The sequence below is a fragment of the Paraburkholderia sp. BR10923 genome, from assembly GCF_040948765.1.
GTDB classification, from domain to species: Bacteria; Pseudomonadota; Gammaproteobacteria; order Burkholderiales; family Burkholderiaceae; genus Paraburkholderia; species Paraburkholderia youngii.
The window spans coordinates 58,247-77,966 of sequence record NZ_JBFPKO010000001.1; the positions used below are offsets into that span (position 1 = coordinate 58,247).

A 19,720-nucleotide genomic window follows, 5' to 3' on the forward strand; every position below is an offset into this window, starting at 1 on the left:
CGGGCGCGGCTATTGCCGTGCGGCCGGAGCGGATGTCAGCCGGGGCCTCGATTCCGTTCGAGGTCGGCGAGTTCTTGTAACGAGTTGGCATTGTAGAACGCGCGCTCGTCGGCAAAGACGACTTCGACCGTCTTGTGGCGCGCGTACCACGCGCGGACCTTGCGTTCCCCGGCGGCCAGAAACGCGGCCAGGTCGTCCGCGACGGCGGTGCGCATCAGCGCGAACACCGGGTGCAGCATCGTCTCGCCACGGATGTCGATGGTGGTGACGGTCACGATATCGGCGTGGTTTGCGTCGAGCGCATCAGCGAGGCGCGCGGCGAGGTCGGCCGGCAGCCATGGCGAATCGCAGGGCACGCTCAGCAGGTAGGCCGTGCCGGCGGCACGCAGTCCGGCGAGCATGCCGGCGAGCGGGCCGGGAAAGTCGGAGAGCGTATCAGCGACGACCGTCGCGCGATACGGCGCGCCGAGCGCGGCATAGATGTCGGGATGGCGGTTCGCGCTGATCATCAGCGGGCCGGTCTGCGGCACGAGACGTCGGAGCACGTGAGCGGCGAGCGCTTCGCCGTGCAGCGGTTGCAGCCCCTTGTCGACGCCGCCCATGCGCGTGCCGCGGCCGCCCGCAAGCACGAGGCCGGTGATCTGTTCGCGGGGGATGGACATGCGCCGGCCGCTCAGCCGCCGATGTAGGACATTTCGACGCGATGCCCGGCCGCCTCGCTCGAATCGGCCGGCTGACTGCCGCGCAGCAGCGAGTAGCGGTCACTGCGGCCCTGCCAGATTTCGGCGATGGCGGTGGCGATCTCGGCATCGCTCGCGCCGCCGCGCAACAGCGCGCGCAGGTCATGCCCGCTCGATGCGAACAGGCACAGGTACAGCTTGCCCTCGGTCGACAAACGCGCGCGCGTGCAATTGCCGCAGAACGCGCGGGTCACGCTCGAAATGACGCCGATCTCGCCGCCGCCGTCGACATAGCCCCAGCGTTGCGCGGTTTCGGCGGCGCTGTGCGCTTCGAGCGGAAGGAGCGGGAAATGCTCGGCGATGCGCGTGACGACGTCGGCGGAAGGCAGCACTTCGGTCATGTTCCAGCCGTTCGAGGTGCCGACGTCCATGTACTCGATGAAGCGCAGCACCGTGCCCGTGCCTCTGAAATGACGCGCCATCGGGACGATTTCGCCGTCGTTGGTACCGCGTTTGACGACCATGTTCACTTTGATCGGCGCGAGCCCGACCGCCTGAGCGGCGGCGATGCCGTCGAGCACGTCGGCGACCGCGAAGTCGGCGTCGTTCATGCGGCGAAACAGTGCGTCGTCGAGCGCGTCGAGGCTGACGGTGACGCGCGAGAGGCCGGCGTCCTTCAGGCTGCGCGCCTTGCGCGCCAGCAGCGAGCCGTTGGTGGTCAGCGTGAGATCGAGCGGACGGCCGGCGGGGGTGGTCAAGCGGGCGAGCCGGTCGATCAGGAATTCGAGGTTCTTGCGCAGCAGCGGCTCGCCGCCCGTCAGGCGAATCTTCTCGACGCCATGCGCGACGAACAGCTGCGCGAGCCGCTCGATCTCCTCGAAGCTCAACAGCGCGCTGTGCGGCAGGAACGCATAGTCCTTGTCGAACACCGCGCGCGGCATGCAGTAGACGCAACGGAAGTTGCAGCGGTCCGTCACCGAGATGCGCAGATCGTGCAGCGGACGCGCGAGCGCATCGTGCAGCGCGCCGCTAGGCGTCTGCTCTGGGCCGGTGATGACCGGCGCCGCGCTGAAATCGGCAACAGGGATGATGCGTCGTGACATGAAGTGCTTCGTCAGAGGCTTTATCGGACGGCGGATGATTAATTCTATCGGAAATGCCCGTGGTGGCAGGCGGCCGGCGCACGTGGTGGGGGTTTACGGGGAGCGACGTGACGCGGCTCGCGGCCAGGATGGGTCACCCCCCAAAAAAAAGCCCGCCGGGAAGGGCGGGCTTTTTCTAGTACAACGACGCGGCTTACTGCGGATGCTTGATCGTTTCGACCTGTTGCATCGGCGTGTTGTCGACCGGCGGCAGCGCCTTGCGCTCACGGACCACACGCGGCGGCTTGACCGTCTGCGCCGCCGCTTCCTGCGCGGCACGCAGTTTGTCGGCGTCGGTGTTCACCCAGATCAGGCCAGCTTGCTCGAGGATCGGCTGCAATGCATCGGCCGATGCGGCGGCGGGCGCTGCGCTGCGCACGGGAGCCGGCTGCGCGGCCGCGGCGACAGGCGCCGGTTCGGACACGGCCGGTTCCGGCGCGACGACCGGTTGCGGCTCGACGATCTCGGCCTGCGGTGCCGGCACGGCTGCCGGTGCCTCGACGATCGTGGCCGGAGCCGCGGTGTCGAGCGCAGCCGGGGCGGCTTGCGGTTCGGTCGGGACGGTCGGCTGCACTTCCAGCGCCGGCTCGACTGCCGGCGATTCGGCATGCGCGGCAGGTTCGACCGGAGCAACCGGCGCGACCGGTTCGCTCGCGGCCGGCGCGGCTTGCTCTGCTTGCACCGGCGTTTCGATAGCCGGTTGCGCCGCCACCGGAGCTTGCTCGACTGGCACGACCTTTTCGGTCTTCGCGGCATTTTCCGCGGCGAGAGCCGGCGTTTCGGCTGCCGCATGCAGTTCGGTCACGACGGCGCTTTGCGTTGCGACAGCGGCGACCACCACTTCGACCGGGGTCACGTCCTTCGCTTCGCTGACCGTACGCGTGTGCTCGACAGGCTGCTCGATACGCACCGGCGCTTCGTCGCTGGCGGCAACGTTGTCACCTTCCGCTTCCGCGACGTCCGCCGCGAGGTTGCCATTCACGTCCTCTTCACGCTCGCGACGACCACCACGACGGCCGCGACGGCGACGACGACGCTCTTCACCGTCCCGTGCGACCGCTTCCTGATCGACCGGCACGCCGTTTTCACCGGCTGCGGCGCGGTTGCGGGCGAGTTCGTCGGCGGCTTGCGTGTCGGTTTGCGTGAGTGCCGCGGCGGCTTCCGCCTGCGGCTTGCGACGCTCGCCACGCTCGACGCGTTCAGCGCGTTCGCCACGCTCGCGGCGCTCACCGCGTTCCTGACGTTCGGCGCGTGCCGTGCCTTCGACTGCTTCCGCGCGCTCGGCGCCGCGGGTGTCGCGTTCGCGTGCTTCACGCGGCTCGCGAGCCTCGCGCGGTTCGCGGCCTTCACGAGCCTCACGCGGTTCGCGTTGCTCACGCGGCGCGCGCGGCTCACGGCCCTCGCGTGCCTCGCGGCCTTCGCGTTCCTCGCGACGCTGCGACGGCTGCTGAGCTTGCGGCTGACGGCCGCCGGTGACGCCTTCGCCACGCGCTGCCGCGTCGCGGCCGCCTGCGCCGCCACGGCGATTGCGGTTGCGATCGCCGCCGCGCTCGCCGGTGCGCTCACCGCGCTCGGCGCGTTCGCCGCGTTGCGGACGGGCCTGCTTGTCGGTCGTGGCCGGTGCGGCAGGTGCCGGAGCGGCCGGCTGCATGCCGAACAGATTCTTCAGCCAGCCGATGAAGCCGCCGCTGGCCGGCGTCACCGCGACCGGAGCGGGGGTAGCCGCCGGGCGGACCGGCGCGCTCGGAGCCGGCTTCTCGGGCGTGATGCCCTTGACCGCCGCTTCCTGCTTCGGCTTCACTTCCTCGGTGCGCTTGCTGTAGCCGGTTTCCGATTCGAGCTCGCGGGCTGCTTCTTCGGCCATCTTCCACGATGCGCGCGGATCGTCGAGGCGCGCGTCGTCGTGACGCAGACGCTCGAGCTTGTAGTGCGGCGTATCGAGGTGCTTGTTGGGGATCAGCACGACGTTGACCTTGAAACGCGACTCGATCTTGTTGATTTCGGCGCGCTTCTCGTTCAACAGGAAGGCGGTCACTTCGACCGGCACCTGGCAGTGGATCGCCGCGGTGTTTTCCTTCATCGCTTCTTCCTGAATGATCCGCAGCACCTGCAGCGCGGACGATTCGGTATCGCGGATGTGACCCGTGCCGTTACAACGCGGACACGTGACGTGACTGCCTTCCGACAGCGCCGGACGCAGACGCTGGCGCGACAGCTCCATCAGGCCGAAGCGCGAAATCTTGCCCATCTGGACGCGGGCGCGGTCGTGCTTCAGCGCGTCTTTAAGACGCTGCTCGACTTCGCGCTGGCTCTTGGCCGATTCCATGTCGATGAAGTCGATCACGATCAGCCCGCCCAGGTCGCGCAGACGCAGCTGGCGGGCGACTTCGTCGGCGGCTTCGAGGTTCGTGCGCGCGGCGGTTTCCTCGATGTCGGCGCCCTTGGTGGCGCGCGCCGAGTTCACGTCGATCGCGACGAGCGCTTCAGTGTGGTCGATCACGATCGCGCCGCCCGACGGCAGCGGCACGGTGCGCGAGTACGCGGTTTCGATCTGGTGCTCGATCTGGAAACGCGAGAACAGCGGCACGTCGTCGTGATACCGCTTCACCTTGCTGACATTATCCGGCATCACGATGTCCATGAAGGCGCGTGCCTGGTCATGGATTTCGGTCGTGTCGATCAGGATTTCGCCGATATCGGGCTGGAAGTAGTCGCGAATCGCGCGGATCACGAGGCTCGATTCGAGATAGATCAGCATCGGCTGGCCGGCCGTGCCGCTTTGCGACGCGGCTTCGATCGCGCGCCATAGCTGCATCAGGTAGTTCAGGTCCCATTGCAGCTCTTCGGCGCTGCGGCCGATGCCGGCCGTGCGCGCGATGATGCTCATGCCTTCCGGCAGTTGCAGCTGCGCCATGGTTTCGCGCAGTTCCTGACGGTCGTCGCCTTCGATCCGGCGCGACACGCCGCCGCCACGCGGGTTATTCGGCATCAGGACCAGATAGCGGCCGGCGAGCGAGATGAACGTGGTCAGGGCCGCGCCCTTGTTGCCGCGTTCTTCTTTTTCGACCTGGACGATCAGTTCCTGACCTTCCTTCAGCGCGTCCTGGATGCGTGCAGAACGCATGTCGACGCCATCGCGGAAGTACTGCCGGGCGACTTCCTTGAACGGCAGGAAGCCGTGGCGGTCTTCGCCGTAGTTCACGAAGCAGGCCTCGAGCGACGGCTCGATGCGCGTGATGATGCCCTTGTAAATATTGCCTTTGCGCTGTTCGCGCCCGGCGGTTTCGATGTCAATGTCGATGAGTTTTTGCCCATCGACGATGGCGACGCGCAGTTCTTCCTGCTGCGTCGCATTGAACAACATTCGTTTCATTGAACGGCTCCAGAGCGGCCTCGCCGGCCCAGCTGCGCGGTTGTCAGTCGCGAGAGCGTAAAGGGCAGGCGTGCCGCGTCTTATTGTGTTTTCACAAGCACGCTGGAGCGGGAAAGATGGCGGGAGAATTGCCTGAGAGGGCCCGGCCCGATGGAAAGATGGGCACGGTGCCGCAGGGCACATGCGAACACGGCTTCAAATCATGGCCTGACACGCCGCGTTTAGCCAGCAGACCTTCATAAGTCTTCGTCCTGTGAAGCGGGCGCGCCAACTGGGCGCGCGAGCGAAGGGCCGAAGTCCGCGGTCATGCCGCAACGGGAAGTTCGCGCAGGCGGCGCGTCTTTTCCTGCTGGGGGTGTCTCGCCTTTCTTTTGACGTCGCCATGTCTTGTACTTTCTACAAGACGCCTCGGGCGCACGCCGTATTTTCGCGACTTGCAGCTTCGTCCAGCAGGGCGTCATACCACCCGGATCACGAAGCTGGAAGCTAAATTCTTTTTTACCAAAATTCCGTTACCGTCGAAGCCGACCTTGACCGAACGCGCCTGCGGGCGCCGTCCCTGCCGGGTGCTGACTTCGTGCGTGCAACTTGTTGCATCTCATTTTCAGGGTGAGCAACCAGACCCCGGCGCAAGTAAAATAACGGTTTATCGCTTGCGCTCGCGCAATCCACCCGCATTCCGGACGCTGTGCGGACACCGCGCCGGCCGTCGCGGACTGCTGGGCAAATTATATTCAGAATGAAAGAGTTAGGCAAAACATCCCAGAGATCGGTTGCAGGCGCGGTCGAAGGCTCGATTTCGGGCGACCAGGTTTCGCTGATCGAAATCGACGACCGATCGGCTGGTCAGCGCATCGATAATTTCCTGCTGCGCGTCTGCAAGGGCGTGCCGAAAAGCCATATTTACCGCATTCTGCGCAGCGGCGAAGTGCGCGTGAACAAGGGCCGGATCGATGCGCAATACCGGCTCGAACTGGGCGATCTCGTGCGCGTACCGCCGATCCGCGTCGCCCAGCCGAATCAGGCCGCAGCCCACGTGCCCGTGCCCGCGGCGGGCTTTCACATTCTGTTCGAAGACGAGCATTTGCTGGTGATCGACAAGCCAGCCGGCGTCGCGGTCCACGGCGGCAGCGGAGTCGCGTTCGGCGTGATCGAGCAGATGCGCGCGGCGCGGCCCCAGGCGAAATTCCTCGAACTCGTGCACCGGCTGGATCGCGAGACTTCGGGCATCCTGATGCTCGCGAAGAAGCGCGCGGCGCTCGTCAATCTGCACGAGCAGATTCGCGACAACCAGATGGACAAGCGCTATTACGCGTGCGTGCACGGCGAATGGGCAAGCGACTGGGGGCGCCGTCGCGCGGTGAAGGAGCCGCTGCACAAATACCTGACCGCCGACGGCGAGCGCCGCGTGCGCGTGCAGGCCGATGGCCTCGCTTCGCACACGATTTTCAATCTGGTCGACCTCTGGCCCGAATACGCGCTGTTGGAGGCGGAACTGAAAACTGGGCGCACGCACCAGATTCGCGTGCATTTGCAGCATCTGGCGCTACCGATCGTCGGCGACGCCAAATACGGTGATTTCGCGCTTAACAAGGCTCTTGCGCGCGCGAACGCGAAGCCCGGGATCAAGCGTATGTTTCTGCACGCTTACCGGCTCAAGCTCACGCATCCGGCCACCGGCGCGCCGTTGCAACTCGAGGCGCCGCTGCCGGCCGACTGCCGCGGCTTTATAGAACAACTCAACGAACTACGCACTGGGTCCAACCCGGAGACGACCTTGCATGGCTAGAGAGCAATTTGACCTGATCGTGTTCGACTGGGATGGCACGCTGATGGATTCGACCGCGCATATCACGCGCAGCATCCAGGCGGCGTGTCGCGATCTCGGCCTGCCGGTTCCCGCCGCCGAAGCCGCGAGCTATGTAATCGGCCTGGGCCTGCGCGACGCACTGCAGATCGCCGCGCCGACGCTCGATCCTGCCGACTATTCGCGGCTTTCAGAGCGTTATCGCTTTCATTTTCTGGTAAAGGACCAGACCACCGAGCTGTTCCCCGGCGTGCGCGAAATGCTTCAGGAGTTGCGCGACGTCGGCTATCTGCTCGCGGTCGCGACGGGCAAGAGCCGCGTCGGGCTCAATCGCGCGCTCGATCAGGCACGTCTGACGAGCCTGTTCGACGGCACGCGCTGCGCTGACGAAACCTTCTCGAAGCCGCATCCGGCAATGCTGCACGAGCTTACGCGCGAGTTGGGGCAGGATACGGCGCGCACGGTCATGATCGGCGATACGACGCATGACTTGCAGATGGCGCTCAACGCCGGCGTGGCGGGCATCGGCGTGACTTACGGCGCGCATCCGGCGAATTCGCTGAATGCGATGTCGCCTAAGTTCGTTGCGTCGAGCATCAGCGATTTGTCCAGCTGGCTGCGGGAGAACGCATGAGCGCCGACGGCGTGAATGCCACGACGGCCGCGGCTGCGCAGGCGGTGCGCATTTGCGCGGCCGAGGATCTGGTCGACGGTGGGGAAGGCGTCCGGCGCGACGCGCGGCTCTGCGGGCAGGATGCCGTGGTGTTTTTCGTCCGCTATGATGGCTGCGCGTACGGCTATCTGAACCGCTGCGCTCACGTGCCGATGGAACTCGACTGGCAGGAAGGGCAGTTCTTCGAATCGTCCGGCTTATACTTGATGTGCGCGACACATGGCGCGATTTACGCGCCGGATACCGGCAAATGCGTCGGTGGGCCGTGTCGCGGGGGCAGATTGCGCGCCGTGCAGGTCGAGGAACGCGATACGCCTGAGGGTCGTGCGGTATTCTGGTTGCCTGACGGCGAATTGCTGCCGGTCACGCGCTGATTTCCTCTCCAATCTTTCCACTGTCCGCATGTCCGACAATTTGACCCCCGGAAGGGACCCCTCCTCGGGAGGCCGCTCCGGTGCCCCTGCCGACCAGCCCGGCTGGGAGCGTGCCGCGCTCGAGCGCATCGCGCTCGCTGCGATCAATGAGCAACGCGCCGCGCGGCGCTGGCGGATTTTTTTCCGTTTCCTGTTCCTCGGAGTGCTTGCACTAGTAGTGTGGGGCGTGCTGAGTTTTTCGGGCGAGCGGGTCGCCACGACTGGCCGACATACGGCGATGGTGTCGCTTGACGGCGAGATCTCGACGGATACGAACGCGAACGCACAAGATGTCAATACTGCCCTCGACTCCGCATTCGAAGATTCCAATACCGCCGGCGTGATTCTCTATTGCAACAGCCCGGGCGGCAGTCCGGTCCAAGCGGGCATTATCAATAGCGAAGTTCGGCGATTGCGCGGGAAATATCCCTCTATTCCGCTGTATGTCGTAGTTGGCGATATGTGCGCATCAGGCGGCTACTACGCGGCCGCCGCGGCAGAGAAGATCTATGTAGACAAGGCGAGCATCGTCGGTTCGATCGGCGTCCTGATGGACAGCTTCGGTTTCACCGGTCTGATGGACAAGCTGGGGATTCAGCGCCGGCTGCACACCTCGGGTGAGAACAAGGGGTTTTTCGATCCGTTCTCGCCTGAAACGCCGAAGATGGACGAACATGCGCAGGTTATGCTCGATCAGATCCACTCGCAGTTCATCGATGCGGTGCGTCAGGGGCGCGGCAAGCGTCTGCATGAGACACCGGACATGTTCTCGGGTCTGTTCTGGACGGGGCAGAAGAGCGTCGAATTGGGCCTCGCGGACGGTTTTGGGGATGCGGATTACGTCGCGCGAGAGATCTTCAAAGCGCCGGATATCGTCGATTACACGGTAAAAGAGAGCATTACGGACCGCGTTGCGCGCAAATTCGGCGCTGCGGTCGGCGCCGGCGCGGTTCGGGCGATGGCGCTCGGCGCAAAAATGAATCTGCATTGAACGCGCAGTAATAAAAGAAGCCCGCGCGGTCGGCTTTGGCCGATTGCGAGGGCTTTGTCTTTGCGGGCACGTTTCGGGGCGGCCTGGTGTTCGCTGTCTGCCCGGTACTCGCGCTCAGGCCGCCAGAATCAGAAAAATCGCCGGCCGCTTATGCAGGTCGATCTCAGACTTCTTTTTCCAGTCCGCAACGCTCCGGCTTGCGATGACTTCGCTCGGCAGCGTCAGATCGACCGCCACACAAACGAGCGTCGACGGCGCGCAGGTCGCGAGCAACGTATCGAGCAATGCGCGATTCCGGTACGGCGTTTCGATGAAGATCTGCGTTTGCTTGCTCTTGCGCGACTGTTGCTCGAGATCGCGCAGACGTTTGGCGCGCTCGGCGGCGTCGACGGGCAGGTAGCCGTGAAACGCGAAAGTCTGGCCGTTCAGCCCCGACGCCATAAGCGCGAGCAGAATCGAACTCGGTCCGACCAGCGGCACGACTTTCACGCCGCGCTCGTGCGCGCGTCGCACGAGTAGTGCGCCCGGGTCCGCGACTGCCGGGCAGCCAGCCTCGGAGACGAGGCCTGCGTCGGTCCCCGAGAGTAGCGGCGCGAGCAGCTTGTCAATTTCCCCGCCCGGCGTATTGACGTTCAGTTCGCGAATCTCGATCTCCTGAATGGGCCGTTCGGTGCCGACTTTTTTCAGGAACGCGCGCGTGGTTTTCGCGTTTTCGCCAATGTAATAGTGCAGCGACGCCGCACGGGCGCGCACGGGCGCGGGCAGCACCAGCTCGAGTGCGCTTGCGTCGCCTTCGCCGAGTGTGTTCGGAATCAGATAGAGCGTACCGGTCATCATGCCCCCAGAAGCGGATAGTCGGCCGCGAGCAGCATGTGCGACAACGCGATGAGCGGCAGGCCGACGAGCGCGGTCGGGTCGTCGGAATGGATCGCCTCCAGCAGCGCGATGCCGAGTCCTTCGGATTTGGCGCTGCCGGCCACGTCGTACGGCGTTTCGGCGCGCAGATACGCGTCGAGGGCCGCGTCCGGCAGGTTGCGAAAGCGCACGCGGGTGATCACATCGACGGTCTGCGCGCTGTCCGTCGCGCTGTCGAACAGACACAGTGCGCTATGGAACAGCACCTCGCGACCACGCATCGCCTGCAACTGCGCGAGCGCCCTGTCGTGCGTGCCGGGTTTGCCGATCTGCAGGCCGTCATAGGTGGCGACCTGGTCGGAGCCGATCACGAGCGCGCGTTCGGCGGCGGCGAGGCATTTGGCGACCGCGCGCGCTTTGGCTTCGGCGAGGCGCAGCGCGGTGGTATCGGGTGTTTCACCGGCGAGTGGGGTTTCGTCGATCGCGGGCACGACGATGTCGAACGGCACGCGCAGGCGTTCGAGCAACTCGCGGCGATACTGCGAACTCGATGCCAGAATCAGGCGTGGCGGGCATTTGGAGGAATCAGACATGGTTTGCGGGCAACGGAAGAGGCGGGTCGTACGGGGTCGCGCGAGGCTCGTGTGCGTACGGGCTTAAGTGTTTGACTCGAAAAGACAAAACGGATATGATTTTGGGCTTTTCACGGTATGCTTGCGCCTGAAGGGTCTCGGCGCGTTCAGCGGCTTTCGGCAGCCGGAAGGTCGAAGAAAGCTCGGCAGGTTGAACGCAATGGCCACTGGCTGCCTCGCACACCGGATTATCTTCGCGGCGGATCTGATCGTCCTTCGCGAATCACCCCGGCAACTTGCTTGCCGACGCAGGAGCGCACATGACTCAACATCCTGGCAAACCTGCAGGTCCGTCCGACCCGCATGAACTCGATCTGTTCGAATTTGCGCGAAGTGGGCGTCAGGCTGCGGGTGTCGTGCGCGTCTCGCAACTGCCGCGCATGTTAAACGAAGTCCCGGCGGAAGCGCCAGATCGCGACACCGCGTTCACATGGCAGGCCGAAGGGACGACGCAACCGGAATTGCAGGACGACGGCACCGAAGGTCCCCAGCCTTATCTGCGGCTGGCGATTCATGGTGCCGCGTGGCTCGAATGCCAGCGGTGCTTGACGCCGTATTCGCAGGCGTTCAACGTCGATGCAACTTACCGGATCGTCAGTACGGAGGCGGAAGCCGAAGAGTTTCCGCTCGACGAGGATGAAGTCGAGGTGATCGTGGGCTCGCGCCAGTTCGATCTCATCGACTTGATCGAAGAAGAGTTGCTGCTTTCCTTGCCGCTCGTGCCGAAACACGAGGTCTGTCCTGAAGTGCACGAGAGCCTTGTCTCTGGTGCGGACGGCAGCGAAGGGGAGGGTGACGAAGCCGCGCAGCACGAAGCTGGCGATGTCGGCGAGCCGGATCAATCCAGCGAGCGGCGCAATCCGTTCGCGGCGCTCGAGAGTCTGAAACGCGACGAACCGGGCGGCAAGAAGCACTGAATAGTTGCAGGGGGCGCGATGCTGGCGCATTGGCCATTCGGCCAGTGGTTAAGTCCGTATCGGGCTGTGTTAGAATTCGGAAAATTTTTTGGAGTTTTAGTCATGGCAGTTCAACAAAACAAGAAGTCGCCGTCGAAGCGCGGCATGCACCGTTCGCACGATTTCCTGACGGCAGCGCCGCTGGCCGTTGAGCCGAGCACGGGCGAAGTGCATCTGCGTCACCACATCAGCCCGAACGGCTACTATCGCGGCAAGAAAGTCGTCAAGACGAAGAACGACTAATCGTTGACTGCGATGCGCCCTGTGGCGTTTCGCGTAGCGATCGGCTCGCTTGACATTTTCCCGGTTCGGCAAAAAGGCGGCATTCAACTGCCGCTTTTTTGTGTCTGAAATTCGTCGCACTCCATGACAGTAAAGCTCACGATAGATTGCATGGGAGGCGACCACGGCCCGTCCGTGACCGTTCCCGCTGCCGTCAACTTCGTTCGTTCGCATCCCGATGCGCAGTTGCTGCTCGTCGGCATTGAAAGTGCGATTCGTGCGCAGCTGAAGAAGCTCAAGGCTCAGGATCTGCCGGCGCTGACCGTCGTGCCTGCTACCGAGGTCGTCGCGATGGACGATCCGGTCGAGGTCGCGCTGCGCAAGAAAAAAGATTCGTCGATGCGCGTGGCGCTGAACCGCGTCAAGGAAGGCGAGGCGCAAGCCTGTATTTCCGCCGGCAACACCGGCGCACTGATGGCGGTCTCGCGTTATGTGCTGAAAACGCTGTCGGGTATCGAACGCCCGGCCATCGCGTTCGCCCTGCCCAATCCCACCGGCTATACGATGATGCTCGACCTGGGCGCCAACGTCGACTGCGAGCCGCAGCACCTGCTGCAGTTCGCCGAGATGGGGCACGCGCTCGTGTCCGCGCTCGAAGGCAAAGAGCGGCCCACCATCGGCCTGCTCAACATCGGCGAAGAAGTCATCAAGGGCAATGACATCATCAAGCGCGCCGGCGAACTGCTGCGTGCGAGTACACTGAACTTTCATGGCAATGTCGAAGGCGACGACATCTACAAGGGCACCGTCGACGTAATCGTCTGCGATGGCTTTGTCGGCAATGTCGCGCTGAAGACGTCGGAAGGTCTCGCGCAGATGCTGTCCAACATCATCAAGGAAGAGTTTGGCCGTTCGTGGCTGACCAAGGTGATGGCGGTGCTCGCGCTGCCGGTATTGATGCGCTTCAAGAAACGCGTCGACCATCGGCAATACAATGGCGCCGCGCTGCTCGGCTTGCGCGGTCTCGTGATCAAAAGCCACGGTTCCGCCGATGCCTACGCGTTTGAGTGGGCTATCAAACGCGGGTATGATGCCGTCAAAAACGGCGTGCTGGAGCGCCTTGCGCGAGCGATGGAAGAGAACGCAGGTTCTCTCGAACAGGCGGCGCGCGACGCAAGCGGTGCGGGTCACGCAAGCCCGATCGCAGGCCAGCCGGCCGAGCCCTACGCTGCGCAATCCTCGAAGGCATAATGGCTCAATCCACAATCTACTCCCGCGTGCTGGGCACCGGCAGCTATCTGCCGTCCAACCGCGTCACCAATCAGGATCTGGCTGAGCGTCTCGGCAGGCAAGGTGTCGAAACGAGCGACGAATGGATCGTCGCGCGCACGGGCATCCATGCCCGCCACTTCGCCGATCCCGACGTCACGACCAGCGACCTCGCGTTGATCGCCTCGCAGCGCGCGATCGAAGCGGCGGACATCGATCCCCAGTCCATCGATCTGATCGTCGTCGCCACTTCCACGCCGGACTTTGTGTTCCCGAGCACCGCCTGCCTGCTGCAGAACAAGCTCGGCATCAAGAATCAGGGCGCCGCGTTCGACGTGCAGGCGGTCTGCTCAGGCTTCGCTTACGCGGTCGCGACAGTGGACAGTCTGATTCGCACCGGTCAGCATCGCACGGCTCTCGTGGTCGGCGCGGAAACATTCTCGCGCATCCTCGATTTCAACGACCGCACCACCTGCGTGCTGTTCGGCGACGGCGCCGGCGCGGTGATCCTGCAAGCCTCCGACGAACCGGGCGTGCTCTCGAGCGCGCTGCACGCGGACGGCAGCCATTCGAACATTCTATGCACGCCGGGCAACGTGAACGGCGGCGTGGTCGCTGGCAGCGCGTTCCTGCACATGGACGGTCAGGCGGTGTTCAAGCTTGCCGTCAACGTGCTGGAGAAAGTCGCCATCGAAGCATTGGAAAAAGCCGATCTGAAGCCCGAGCAGATCGACTGGCTGATTCCGCATCAGGCCAATATCCGCATCATGCAAAGCACCTGCCGCAAGCTCGGCCTGCCGCAGGAGCGCATGGTCGTCACGGTGGGCGAGCACGGCAATACGTCGGCGGCGTCCATTCCGCTTGCACTCGACGTCGCGGTGCGCGACGGCCGCATCAAGCGCGGCCAGAACGTGCTGATCGAGGGCGTCGGCGGCGGCTTCACGTGGGGCGCGTCGGTCATTCGCTACTGAGCGCGACGACGCATCGCAGGGCGTAGCTGGGGGCGCCTGCGCGGCCGGAGTAATACCGCGCGCCATCGGGCAGCCGCGGCCGGCAGCCACATCCGATTAAACAGATTTTGGGGACGATATGAAATTCGCGTTCGTTTTTCCTGGGCAGGGCTCGCAGGCGGTCGGCATGCTCAATGCATTCGCCGGTCACGCAGTCGTGCGTGAGACGGTTCAGGAAGCCTCCGACGCACTCAACCAGGACCTCGGCAAGCTGATCGCCGAAGGCCCCGCCGAAGATCTCAATCTCACCACCAACACCCAGCCGGTCATGCTGACCGCGGCCTACGCTACCTATCGCGCGTGGCAGCAGGCGGGCGGCCCGGCGCCGGCGATCGTCGCCGGCCATAGCCTCGGCGAATACACGGCGCTCGTCGCGGCCGGCGCGCTAGCTTTCCGCGACGCGGTGCCGCTCGTGCGTTTCCGCGCGCAGGCGATGCAAACCGCGGTGCCGGTGGGCGAAGGCGGCATGGCCGCGATTCTCGGCCTCGACGACGACACGGTGCGCGCGGTCTGCGCGGAAGCGTCGGTCGCGGGCGTCGTCGAAGCGGTCAATTTCAATGCGCCGGCGCAAGTCGTGATCGCGGGCCACAAGGCCGCGGTCGAGAAAGCCTGCGAATTCGCGAAGGCCAAAGGTGCGAAGCGCGCGCTGCCGCTGCCGGTGTCGGCGCCGTTCCACTCGTCGCTGCTCAAGCCGGCGTCGGATCAATTGCGCGAATACCTCGCGAGCATCGACGTGCAGGTGCCGTCGATTCCCGTCATCAACAACGTCGACGTCGCCGTGGTCAACGAGCCGGCCAAAATCAAGGACGCGCTGGTGCGCCAGGCGGCTGGTGCGGTGCGCTGGGTCGAATGCGTGCAGGCAATGGCCGCGCAGGGCGTCACGCACGTGATCGAATGCGGCCCGGCCAAGGTCCTTGCGGGTTTGACCAGGCGCATCGACGGCAATCTCGGCGGCGCATCGGTGTTCGATCCGGCATCGCTCGAAGAAACGCTGAAGCTCGTGACGGCAGGCTGAGCGCTTTCGCGAGCGGGTATCGGCAGAGCCGTGCCGCGCTGGCGCGGCCTCCCTCGACAGACGAATCAACAAGAATCAATGAGCCCTATTTGAAGGGCATCCGGACTGACAGATGGAAAAGACTCTCGACAAGCAGATCGCAATCGTAACGGGCGCATCGCGCGGCATCGGCCGTGCGATCGCGATGGAACTCGCGCGTCAGGGCGCGACGGTCATCGGCACCGCGACCAGCGAAAGCGGCGCGACGGCGATCACCGAGGCGTTCAAGGCGGCCGGGGTGAGCGGCCGCGGCGCGGTGCTCGACGTCAACGACGCGGCCGCGGCCGAAGCGCTTATCGACGGCACGGTCAAGGAATTCGGCGCGCTGAACGTGCTGGTGAACAACGCCGGCATCACGCAGGATCAACTGGCGATGCGCATGAAGGACGACGACTGGGACGCGGTGGTCGACACCAACCTGAAGTCGGTGTTCCGTCTGTCGCGTGCGGTGCTGCGCCCGATGATGAAAGCGAAGGGCGGTCGGATCATCAATATCACGTCGGTGGTCGGCTCGGCCGGCAACCCTGGCCAGATCAACTACGCCGCCGCGAAGGCGGGCGTCGCGGGCATGACGCGCGCGCTCGCGCGCGAGATCGGCAGCCGTGGCATCACGGTCAATTGCGTGGCGCCTGGCTTCATCGATACCGACATGACCAAGGCGCTGCCCGAAGAGCAGCAGACCGTGCTGAAAACGCAGATTCCGCTCGGCCGTCTCGGCAGCCCGGAAGACATCGCGCACGCGGTCGCTTTCCTCGCGTCGCCGCAAGCGGGCTACATCACCGGCACGACGCTGCACGTGAACGGCGGCATGTACATGCAGTAACCAAATTCGGTTACTATCCGCGCCTTGATGCGTTCGCAGAAGCACGAGGCGCATGCGTTGACAGGAACCCGAAGCGCCGCTTTTTTGCCGGGTCAAACCTGATAAAATGCGCGCACCTGTATTTTTGAACTTCTTTTCCCTTGGAGGGGTAATGGACAATATCGAACAGCGCGTCAAGAAGATCGTCGCGGAACAACTGGGCGTTGCGGAAGCGGAAATCAAGAACGAAGCGTCGTTCGTGAACGATCTGGGCGCCGACTCGCTCGACACCGTTGAGCTCGTGATGGCCCTCGAAGACGAATTCGGCATGGAAATTCCGGATGAAGAAGCCGAGAAGATCACCACCGTTCAGCAAGCGATCGACTACGCTCGCGCGAACGTCAAGGCCTAAGGTCATTCGCGCCTGCGTTTCTGCACGGGTCGCGCATGACGCCCTGCCGTGCCGCTTGCCGGCGCCAGCAGGGTCGGCGCTATGGGGTGTGTCCATTGACACGCCATACGCCACGCCGCTTGCCACGCAGGAGCCAGCGATGTTGACAGCGCAACTTTCCGCGCGATTGCCGACTTAAACAGCCACAGGGCACACAGGGCGATTCCTGTGGGCGCTGTGGCTTTTGCTTTTGTCATCTATGAAAAAGGGGTTACCGTGAGCCGCCGTCGTGTTGTTGTTACAGGCCTGGGGCTGATTTCGCCTGTTGGCAATAATGTTGCCGATGGCTGGGCCAATCTGGTCGCCGGCAAGTCTGGGATTGCCAATATCACGAAGTTCGATGCGTCGAACTTCTCGACTCGTTTCGCCGGCGAGGTGAAGGGCTTCAATATCGAGGACTACATCCCCGGTAAGGAAGCGCGCCACATGGATACGTTCATCCACTACGGCGTGGCCGCGGGCATCCAGGCCATGCAGGACAGCGGGCTCGAAGTCACCGACGAGAATTCGGAGCGCATTGGCGTGGTGGTCGGTTCGGGCATCGGCGGTCTGCCGATGATCGAAATCACCCAAACCGAATTGCTCAATCGCGGCCCGCGCCGCATTTCGCCGTTCTTCGTGCCGGCTTCGATCATCAACATGATCTCCGGCCACCTGTCGATCAAGTTCGGCATCAAGGGTCCGAATCTGTCGATCGTCACCGCGTGCACGACCGGTCTGCACTGCATCGGCGAGGCTTCGCGCCTGATCGAATACGGCGACGCCGACGTGATGATTGCCGGCGGCGCGGAATCGACCGTGTCCCCGCTCGGTATCGGCGGCTTTGCGGCGGCGCGCGCGCTGTCGCAACGCAATGACGATCCGGCAACCGCTAGCCGTCCGTGGGACAAGGACCGCGACGGCTTCGTGCTCGGCGAAGGCGCGGGCGTGATGGTGCTCGAAGAATACGAGCACGCGAAGGCGCGTGGCGCGAAGATCTACGCGGAAATCGGCGGCTACGGCATGAGCGGCGATGCGTACCACATGACCGCGCCGCTCGAAGACGGCGACGGCGCACGCCGCTGCATGCTCGCAGCGCTGAAGAACGCGGGCATCAACGGCGATCAGGTGAACTACCTGAACGCGCACGGCACGTCCACGCCGCTCGGCGATCTGGCGGAAACGACCGGCATCAAGCGGGCGTTCGGCGACCACTCGAAGGACATGGTCGTCAATTCGACCAAGTCGATGACGGGCCACCTGCTGGGCGGCGCCGGCGGTCTGGAGTCGGTGTTCACGGTGCTCGCCGTGCATCACCAGGTCTCGCCTCCGACCATCAACATCTTCAACCAGGACCCGGCCTGCGATCTCGATTACTGCGCAAACACCGCGCGGGACATGAAGATCGACGTCGCGCTGAAGAACTCGTTTGGGTTCGGCGGTACGAACGGCACGCTGGTGTTCAAGCGCGCCTGATCACGGGTGACGCATCAGTTCGCGACGCCGGCTTCGCCGGCGCTTTCCCCCGCACCGGCAACGTTGAGCAGGACGACGCAGCGGATTGCGTTGCGTCGCTCTGTCGCAATGCGTGCCGCGGCGGGGGCGTTCGTGCTGATTGCGACGTTAGCCGTTTATACCTGCCTCGCGCCGCGCTTGGGCGCGTGGCAGGCCGCTGCGTTGACGCTCGCCGTCGCAGCGGTCCTTGCACTGTGCGCGGCTAGGCATGACGCGGCGCAGCCAACCGCGCTGCATATCGCGATGGGCGAGATTTCCGCCTGGAACCGCGCAGGTGAATTGCTCGCGCGAGGTCGCGTCGTCGGTTGCGCGCAGTGGAGCAGCCGTTTGTTGGTGCTCGCGCTCGCGCCCGAGAGTGGTCGAAGGCGTGGCCTCATGCGTGCGCCGCTGGGCCGTACGCGCTCCCTGCTGCTCGCCGCCGACGCGCTGCCGCCCAATGTTTTCCGCGAACTTTCCGTGCTGGGCCGGCGTGCGGCCGGCGCCTGACTGTAACGACTGTAACCGCTGTTACCGTAGTAACGTGCCCTCACGAGGGGGACGCTACAATGGTCCCCCGCCATGCGCCCTATAGTTAACGGATTTATCAGGTGAGCGAAAAAGAAATTGATCAGGTGCTGGTCGAACGCGTCCAGAAGGGCGACAAGGCCGCGTTCGAGCTTCTGGTCTCCAAATACCACCGCAAGATTCTCCGGCTGATCTCGCGTCTCGTGCGGGACCCCGCCGAAGTCGAAGACGTCGCACAGGACGCATTTATCAAGGCGTATCGCGCGTTGCCGCAGTTTCGCGGCGAGTCGGCGTTTTATACGTGGTTGTACCGGATTGCGGTCAATACCGCGAAGAACTACCTTGCCACCCAGGGCCGGCGCGCGCCGACCTCGACCGAAGCGGATGCTGAAGAAGCTGAAACTTTCTCCGACGCTGACCAACTAAGGGATATCAACACGCCTGAGTCGATGTTGATGAGCAAGCAGATCGCCGAGACGGTCAATGCTGCGATGGCGGTTTTACCGGAAGAATTGCGCACCGCCATTACTCTTCGAGAAATTGAGGGTTTGAGCTACGAGGAAATCGCTGAGATGATGGGTTGCCCGATTGGCACAGTCAGATCACGAATTTTCCGCGCTCGCGAAGCCATTGCGGCAAAATTGCGACCGTTGCTTGACACACCCGAAGGCAAGCGCTGGTAGAGGCTTTTGAACGTCCAGCAGGCTTGGCGGGGCAGCGGCGCAATATCTGGTTTAGTGGTGTCACTACGGGGTATTTGGAAGATGGGGAGCATCATGGGGTCGGTCTCGATGCAATCGCAAGCGGGCTCGCGCGGCGAGCGTCTGTCCGCTTTCGTCGACGGTGAATTGTTTGGCGAAGAGCATCTGAATCTGGACAAGTTTCTTGCGGAACTGGACGGCGATGATCGCGCTGCCTGGTCGAGCTACCACCTGATCGGCGACGCGCTACGTTCCGACGATCTGGCAGTCAGCCCCGCACGGAGCAGCGCCTTTCTCAGCGGTTTTGCCGCGCGCCTCGAAAGCGAGCCGCATGTGCTGGCGCCAGCCGCCGCGTCCGCGTCGGTCACGCGCCGCCTGCTCGGGCTGCGCCGGCGAGTCGTGCCGGCTTTTGCCGTCGCTGCCGCGGCCGCTACCTTGACCTGGATCGTCGTGCCGCAGCTGCAGGGCGCGCCGGGTGGTCCGGGTGCCCAGCTCGCTTCGCTACAATCGCACGCCGACCCGGTGCAGCGTGTCGCCATGGCCTCGGTGCCCGCGCAAGACTCCAACATCATTCGCGACGCGAGCCTCGATCAATACCTCGAAGCTCATCAGCAATTCGCGCAGCAACCGGCGCTGGCAGGCTCGATGCCGGTGATTCGCGCTGCCTCAGTCTCCACGCAGGGCCAATAGT

At 64.1% G+C, this 19,720-nt stretch carries 20 protein-coding genes; 15 read left to right on the forward strand and 5 right to left on the reverse strand.

What is annotated here, in order from left to right:
• Positions 1-35: 35 nt before the first annotated feature.
• From mobA to AB3X94_RS00310, 3 genes are all read right to left on the reverse strand, one after another.
• Complete coding sequence (mobA, locus tag AB3X94_RS00300; protein ID WP_176105445.1) at positions 36-662, reverse strand: molybdenum cofactor guanylyltransferase MobA; 627 nt, start codon at positions 660-662, stop codon at positions 36-38.
• 11 nt (positions 663-673) lie between these two features.
• Positions 674-1,783 (reverse strand): GTP 3',8-cyclase MoaA, encoded by a 1,110-nt coding sequence (moaA, locus tag AB3X94_RS00305; RefSeq protein WP_176105446.1) that lies wholly within the window; start codon positions 1,781-1,783, stop codon positions 674-676.
• A 193-nt stretch (positions 1,784-1,976) separates the two neighbouring features.
• Positions 1,977-5,195, reverse strand: coding sequence for an Rne/Rng family ribonuclease (locus AB3X94_RS00310; RefSeq protein ID WP_368610547.1), 3,219 nt, complete (start codon positions 5,193-5,195; stop codon positions 1,977-1,979).
• 739 nt (positions 5,196-5,934) lie between these two features.
• Between AB3X94_RS00310 and AB3X94_RS00315 the strand changes: the two genes are divergently transcribed.
• The 4 genes from AB3X94_RS00315 to AB3X94_RS00330 are packed head-to-tail and all read left to right on the forward strand — an operon-like array spanning position 5,935 to position 9,079.
• Positions 5,935-6,984 (forward strand): RluA family pseudouridine synthase, encoded by a 1,050-nt coding sequence (locus AB3X94_RS00315; RefSeq protein WP_368610548.1) that lies wholly within the window; start codon positions 5,935-5,937, stop codon positions 6,982-6,984.
• Positions 6,977-7,636, forward strand: a complete 660-nt coding sequence (locus AB3X94_RS00320) for an HAD-IA family hydrolase (RefSeq protein ID WP_368610549.1) — start codon at positions 6,977-6,979, stop codon at positions 7,634-7,636. Before AB3X94_RS00315 ends, AB3X94_RS00320 begins: the two co-directional genes overlap by 8 nt.
• On the forward strand, positions 7,633-8,049 hold the full coding sequence (locus AB3X94_RS00325; protein WP_176105450.1) for a Rieske 2Fe-2S domain-containing protein: 417 nt from the start codon (positions 7,633-7,635) through the stop codon (positions 8,047-8,049). The genes AB3X94_RS00320 and AB3X94_RS00325 overlap by 4 nt, the downstream gene beginning before the upstream one ends.
• A 28-nt stretch (positions 8,050-8,077) precedes the next feature.
• Positions 8,078-9,079, forward strand: a complete 1,002-nt coding sequence (locus AB3X94_RS00330; RefSeq protein WP_368610774.1) for a S49 family peptidase — start codon at positions 8,078-8,080, stop codon at positions 9,077-9,079.
• A 114-nt stretch (positions 9,080-9,193) separates the two neighbouring features.
• Here the strand turns inward: AB3X94_RS00330 and AB3X94_RS00335 are convergent, their stop codons facing one another.
• The gene (locus tag AB3X94_RS00335) at positions 9,194-9,913 is read right to left on the reverse strand and encodes an SAM-dependent methyltransferase (RefSeq protein WP_176105451.1); all 720 of its coding nucleotides are present in this window, start codon (positions 9,911-9,913) and stop codon (positions 9,194-9,196) included.
• A complete protein-coding gene (locus AB3X94_RS00340) occupies positions 9,913-10,527 on the reverse strand; it encodes a Maf-like protein (protein WP_176105452.1) in 615 nt (204 codons plus the stop codon). Before AB3X94_RS00340 ends, AB3X94_RS00335 begins: the two co-directional genes overlap by 1 nt.
• 299 nt (positions 10,528-10,826) lie before the next feature.
• Here AB3X94_RS00340 and AB3X94_RS00345 point away from each other — a divergent pair, with 299 nt between their 5' ends.
• The 11 genes from AB3X94_RS00345 (at position 10,827) to AB3X94_RS00395 (ending at position 19,719) form a co-directional block, all read left to right on the forward strand.
• Positions 10,827-11,483, forward strand: coding sequence for a DUF177 domain-containing protein (locus AB3X94_RS00345; protein WP_368610550.1), 657 nt, complete (start codon positions 10,827-10,829; stop codon positions 11,481-11,483).
• Between the two features lie 102 nt (positions 11,484-11,585).
• Complete coding sequence (gene rpmF, locus AB3X94_RS00350) at positions 11,586-11,765, forward strand: 50S ribosomal protein L32 (protein ID WP_006401275.1); 180 nt, start codon at positions 11,586-11,588, stop codon at positions 11,763-11,765.
• A 123-nt stretch (positions 11,766-11,888) separates the two neighbouring features.
• Entirely contained in the window at positions 11,889-12,995 is a 1,107-nt protein-coding gene (plsX, locus tag AB3X94_RS00355; protein WP_013090058.1) for a phosphate acyltransferase PlsX, read from the forward strand.
• A complete protein-coding gene (locus AB3X94_RS00360; RefSeq protein ID WP_176105454.1) occupies positions 12,995-13,984 on the forward strand; it encodes a beta-ketoacyl-ACP synthase III in 990 nt (329 codons plus the stop codon). Before plsX ends, AB3X94_RS00360 begins: the two co-directional genes overlap by 1 nt.
• A 118-nt stretch (positions 13,985-14,102) precedes the next feature.
• Positions 14,103-15,038, forward strand: a complete 936-nt coding sequence (fabD, locus tag AB3X94_RS00365) for an ACP S-malonyltransferase (protein WP_368610551.1) — start codon at positions 14,103-14,105, stop codon at positions 15,036-15,038.
• A 112-nt stretch (positions 15,039-15,150) separates the two neighbouring features.
• The gene (gene fabG / locus AB3X94_RS00370) at positions 15,151-15,900 is read left to right on the forward strand and encodes a 3-oxoacyl-ACP reductase FabG (protein WP_176105456.1); all 750 of its coding nucleotides are present in this window, start codon (positions 15,151-15,153) and stop codon (positions 15,898-15,900) included.
• 151 nt (positions 15,901-16,051) lie between these two features.
• Entirely contained in the window at positions 16,052-16,291 is a 240-nt protein-coding gene (acpP, locus tag AB3X94_RS00375; RefSeq protein WP_004197638.1) for an acyl carrier protein, read from the forward strand.
• Positions 16,292-16,546: 255 nt separating this feature from the next.
• Positions 16,547-17,785 (forward strand): beta-ketoacyl-ACP synthase II, encoded by a 1,239-nt coding sequence (gene fabF / locus AB3X94_RS00380; RefSeq protein WP_176105457.1) that lies wholly within the window; start codon positions 16,547-16,549, stop codon positions 17,783-17,785.
• Positions 17,786-17,893: 108 nt separating this feature from the next.
• Positions 17,894-18,310 (forward strand): hypothetical protein, encoded by a 417-nt coding sequence (locus AB3X94_RS00385; protein ID WP_176105458.1) that lies wholly within the window; start codon positions 17,894-17,896, stop codon positions 18,308-18,310.
• Between the two features lie 101 nt (positions 18,311-18,411).
• Positions 18,412-19,011, forward strand: coding sequence for an RNA polymerase sigma factor RpoE (gene rpoE, locus AB3X94_RS00390; RefSeq protein ID WP_006051939.1), 600 nt, complete (start codon positions 18,412-18,414; stop codon positions 19,009-19,011).
• Positions 19,012-19,104: 93 nt separating this feature from the next.
• Complete coding sequence (locus AB3X94_RS00395; protein WP_176110282.1) at positions 19,105-19,719, forward strand: sigma-E factor negative regulatory protein; 615 nt, start codon at positions 19,105-19,107, stop codon at positions 19,717-19,719.
• Position 19,720 lies beyond the last annotated feature (1 nt).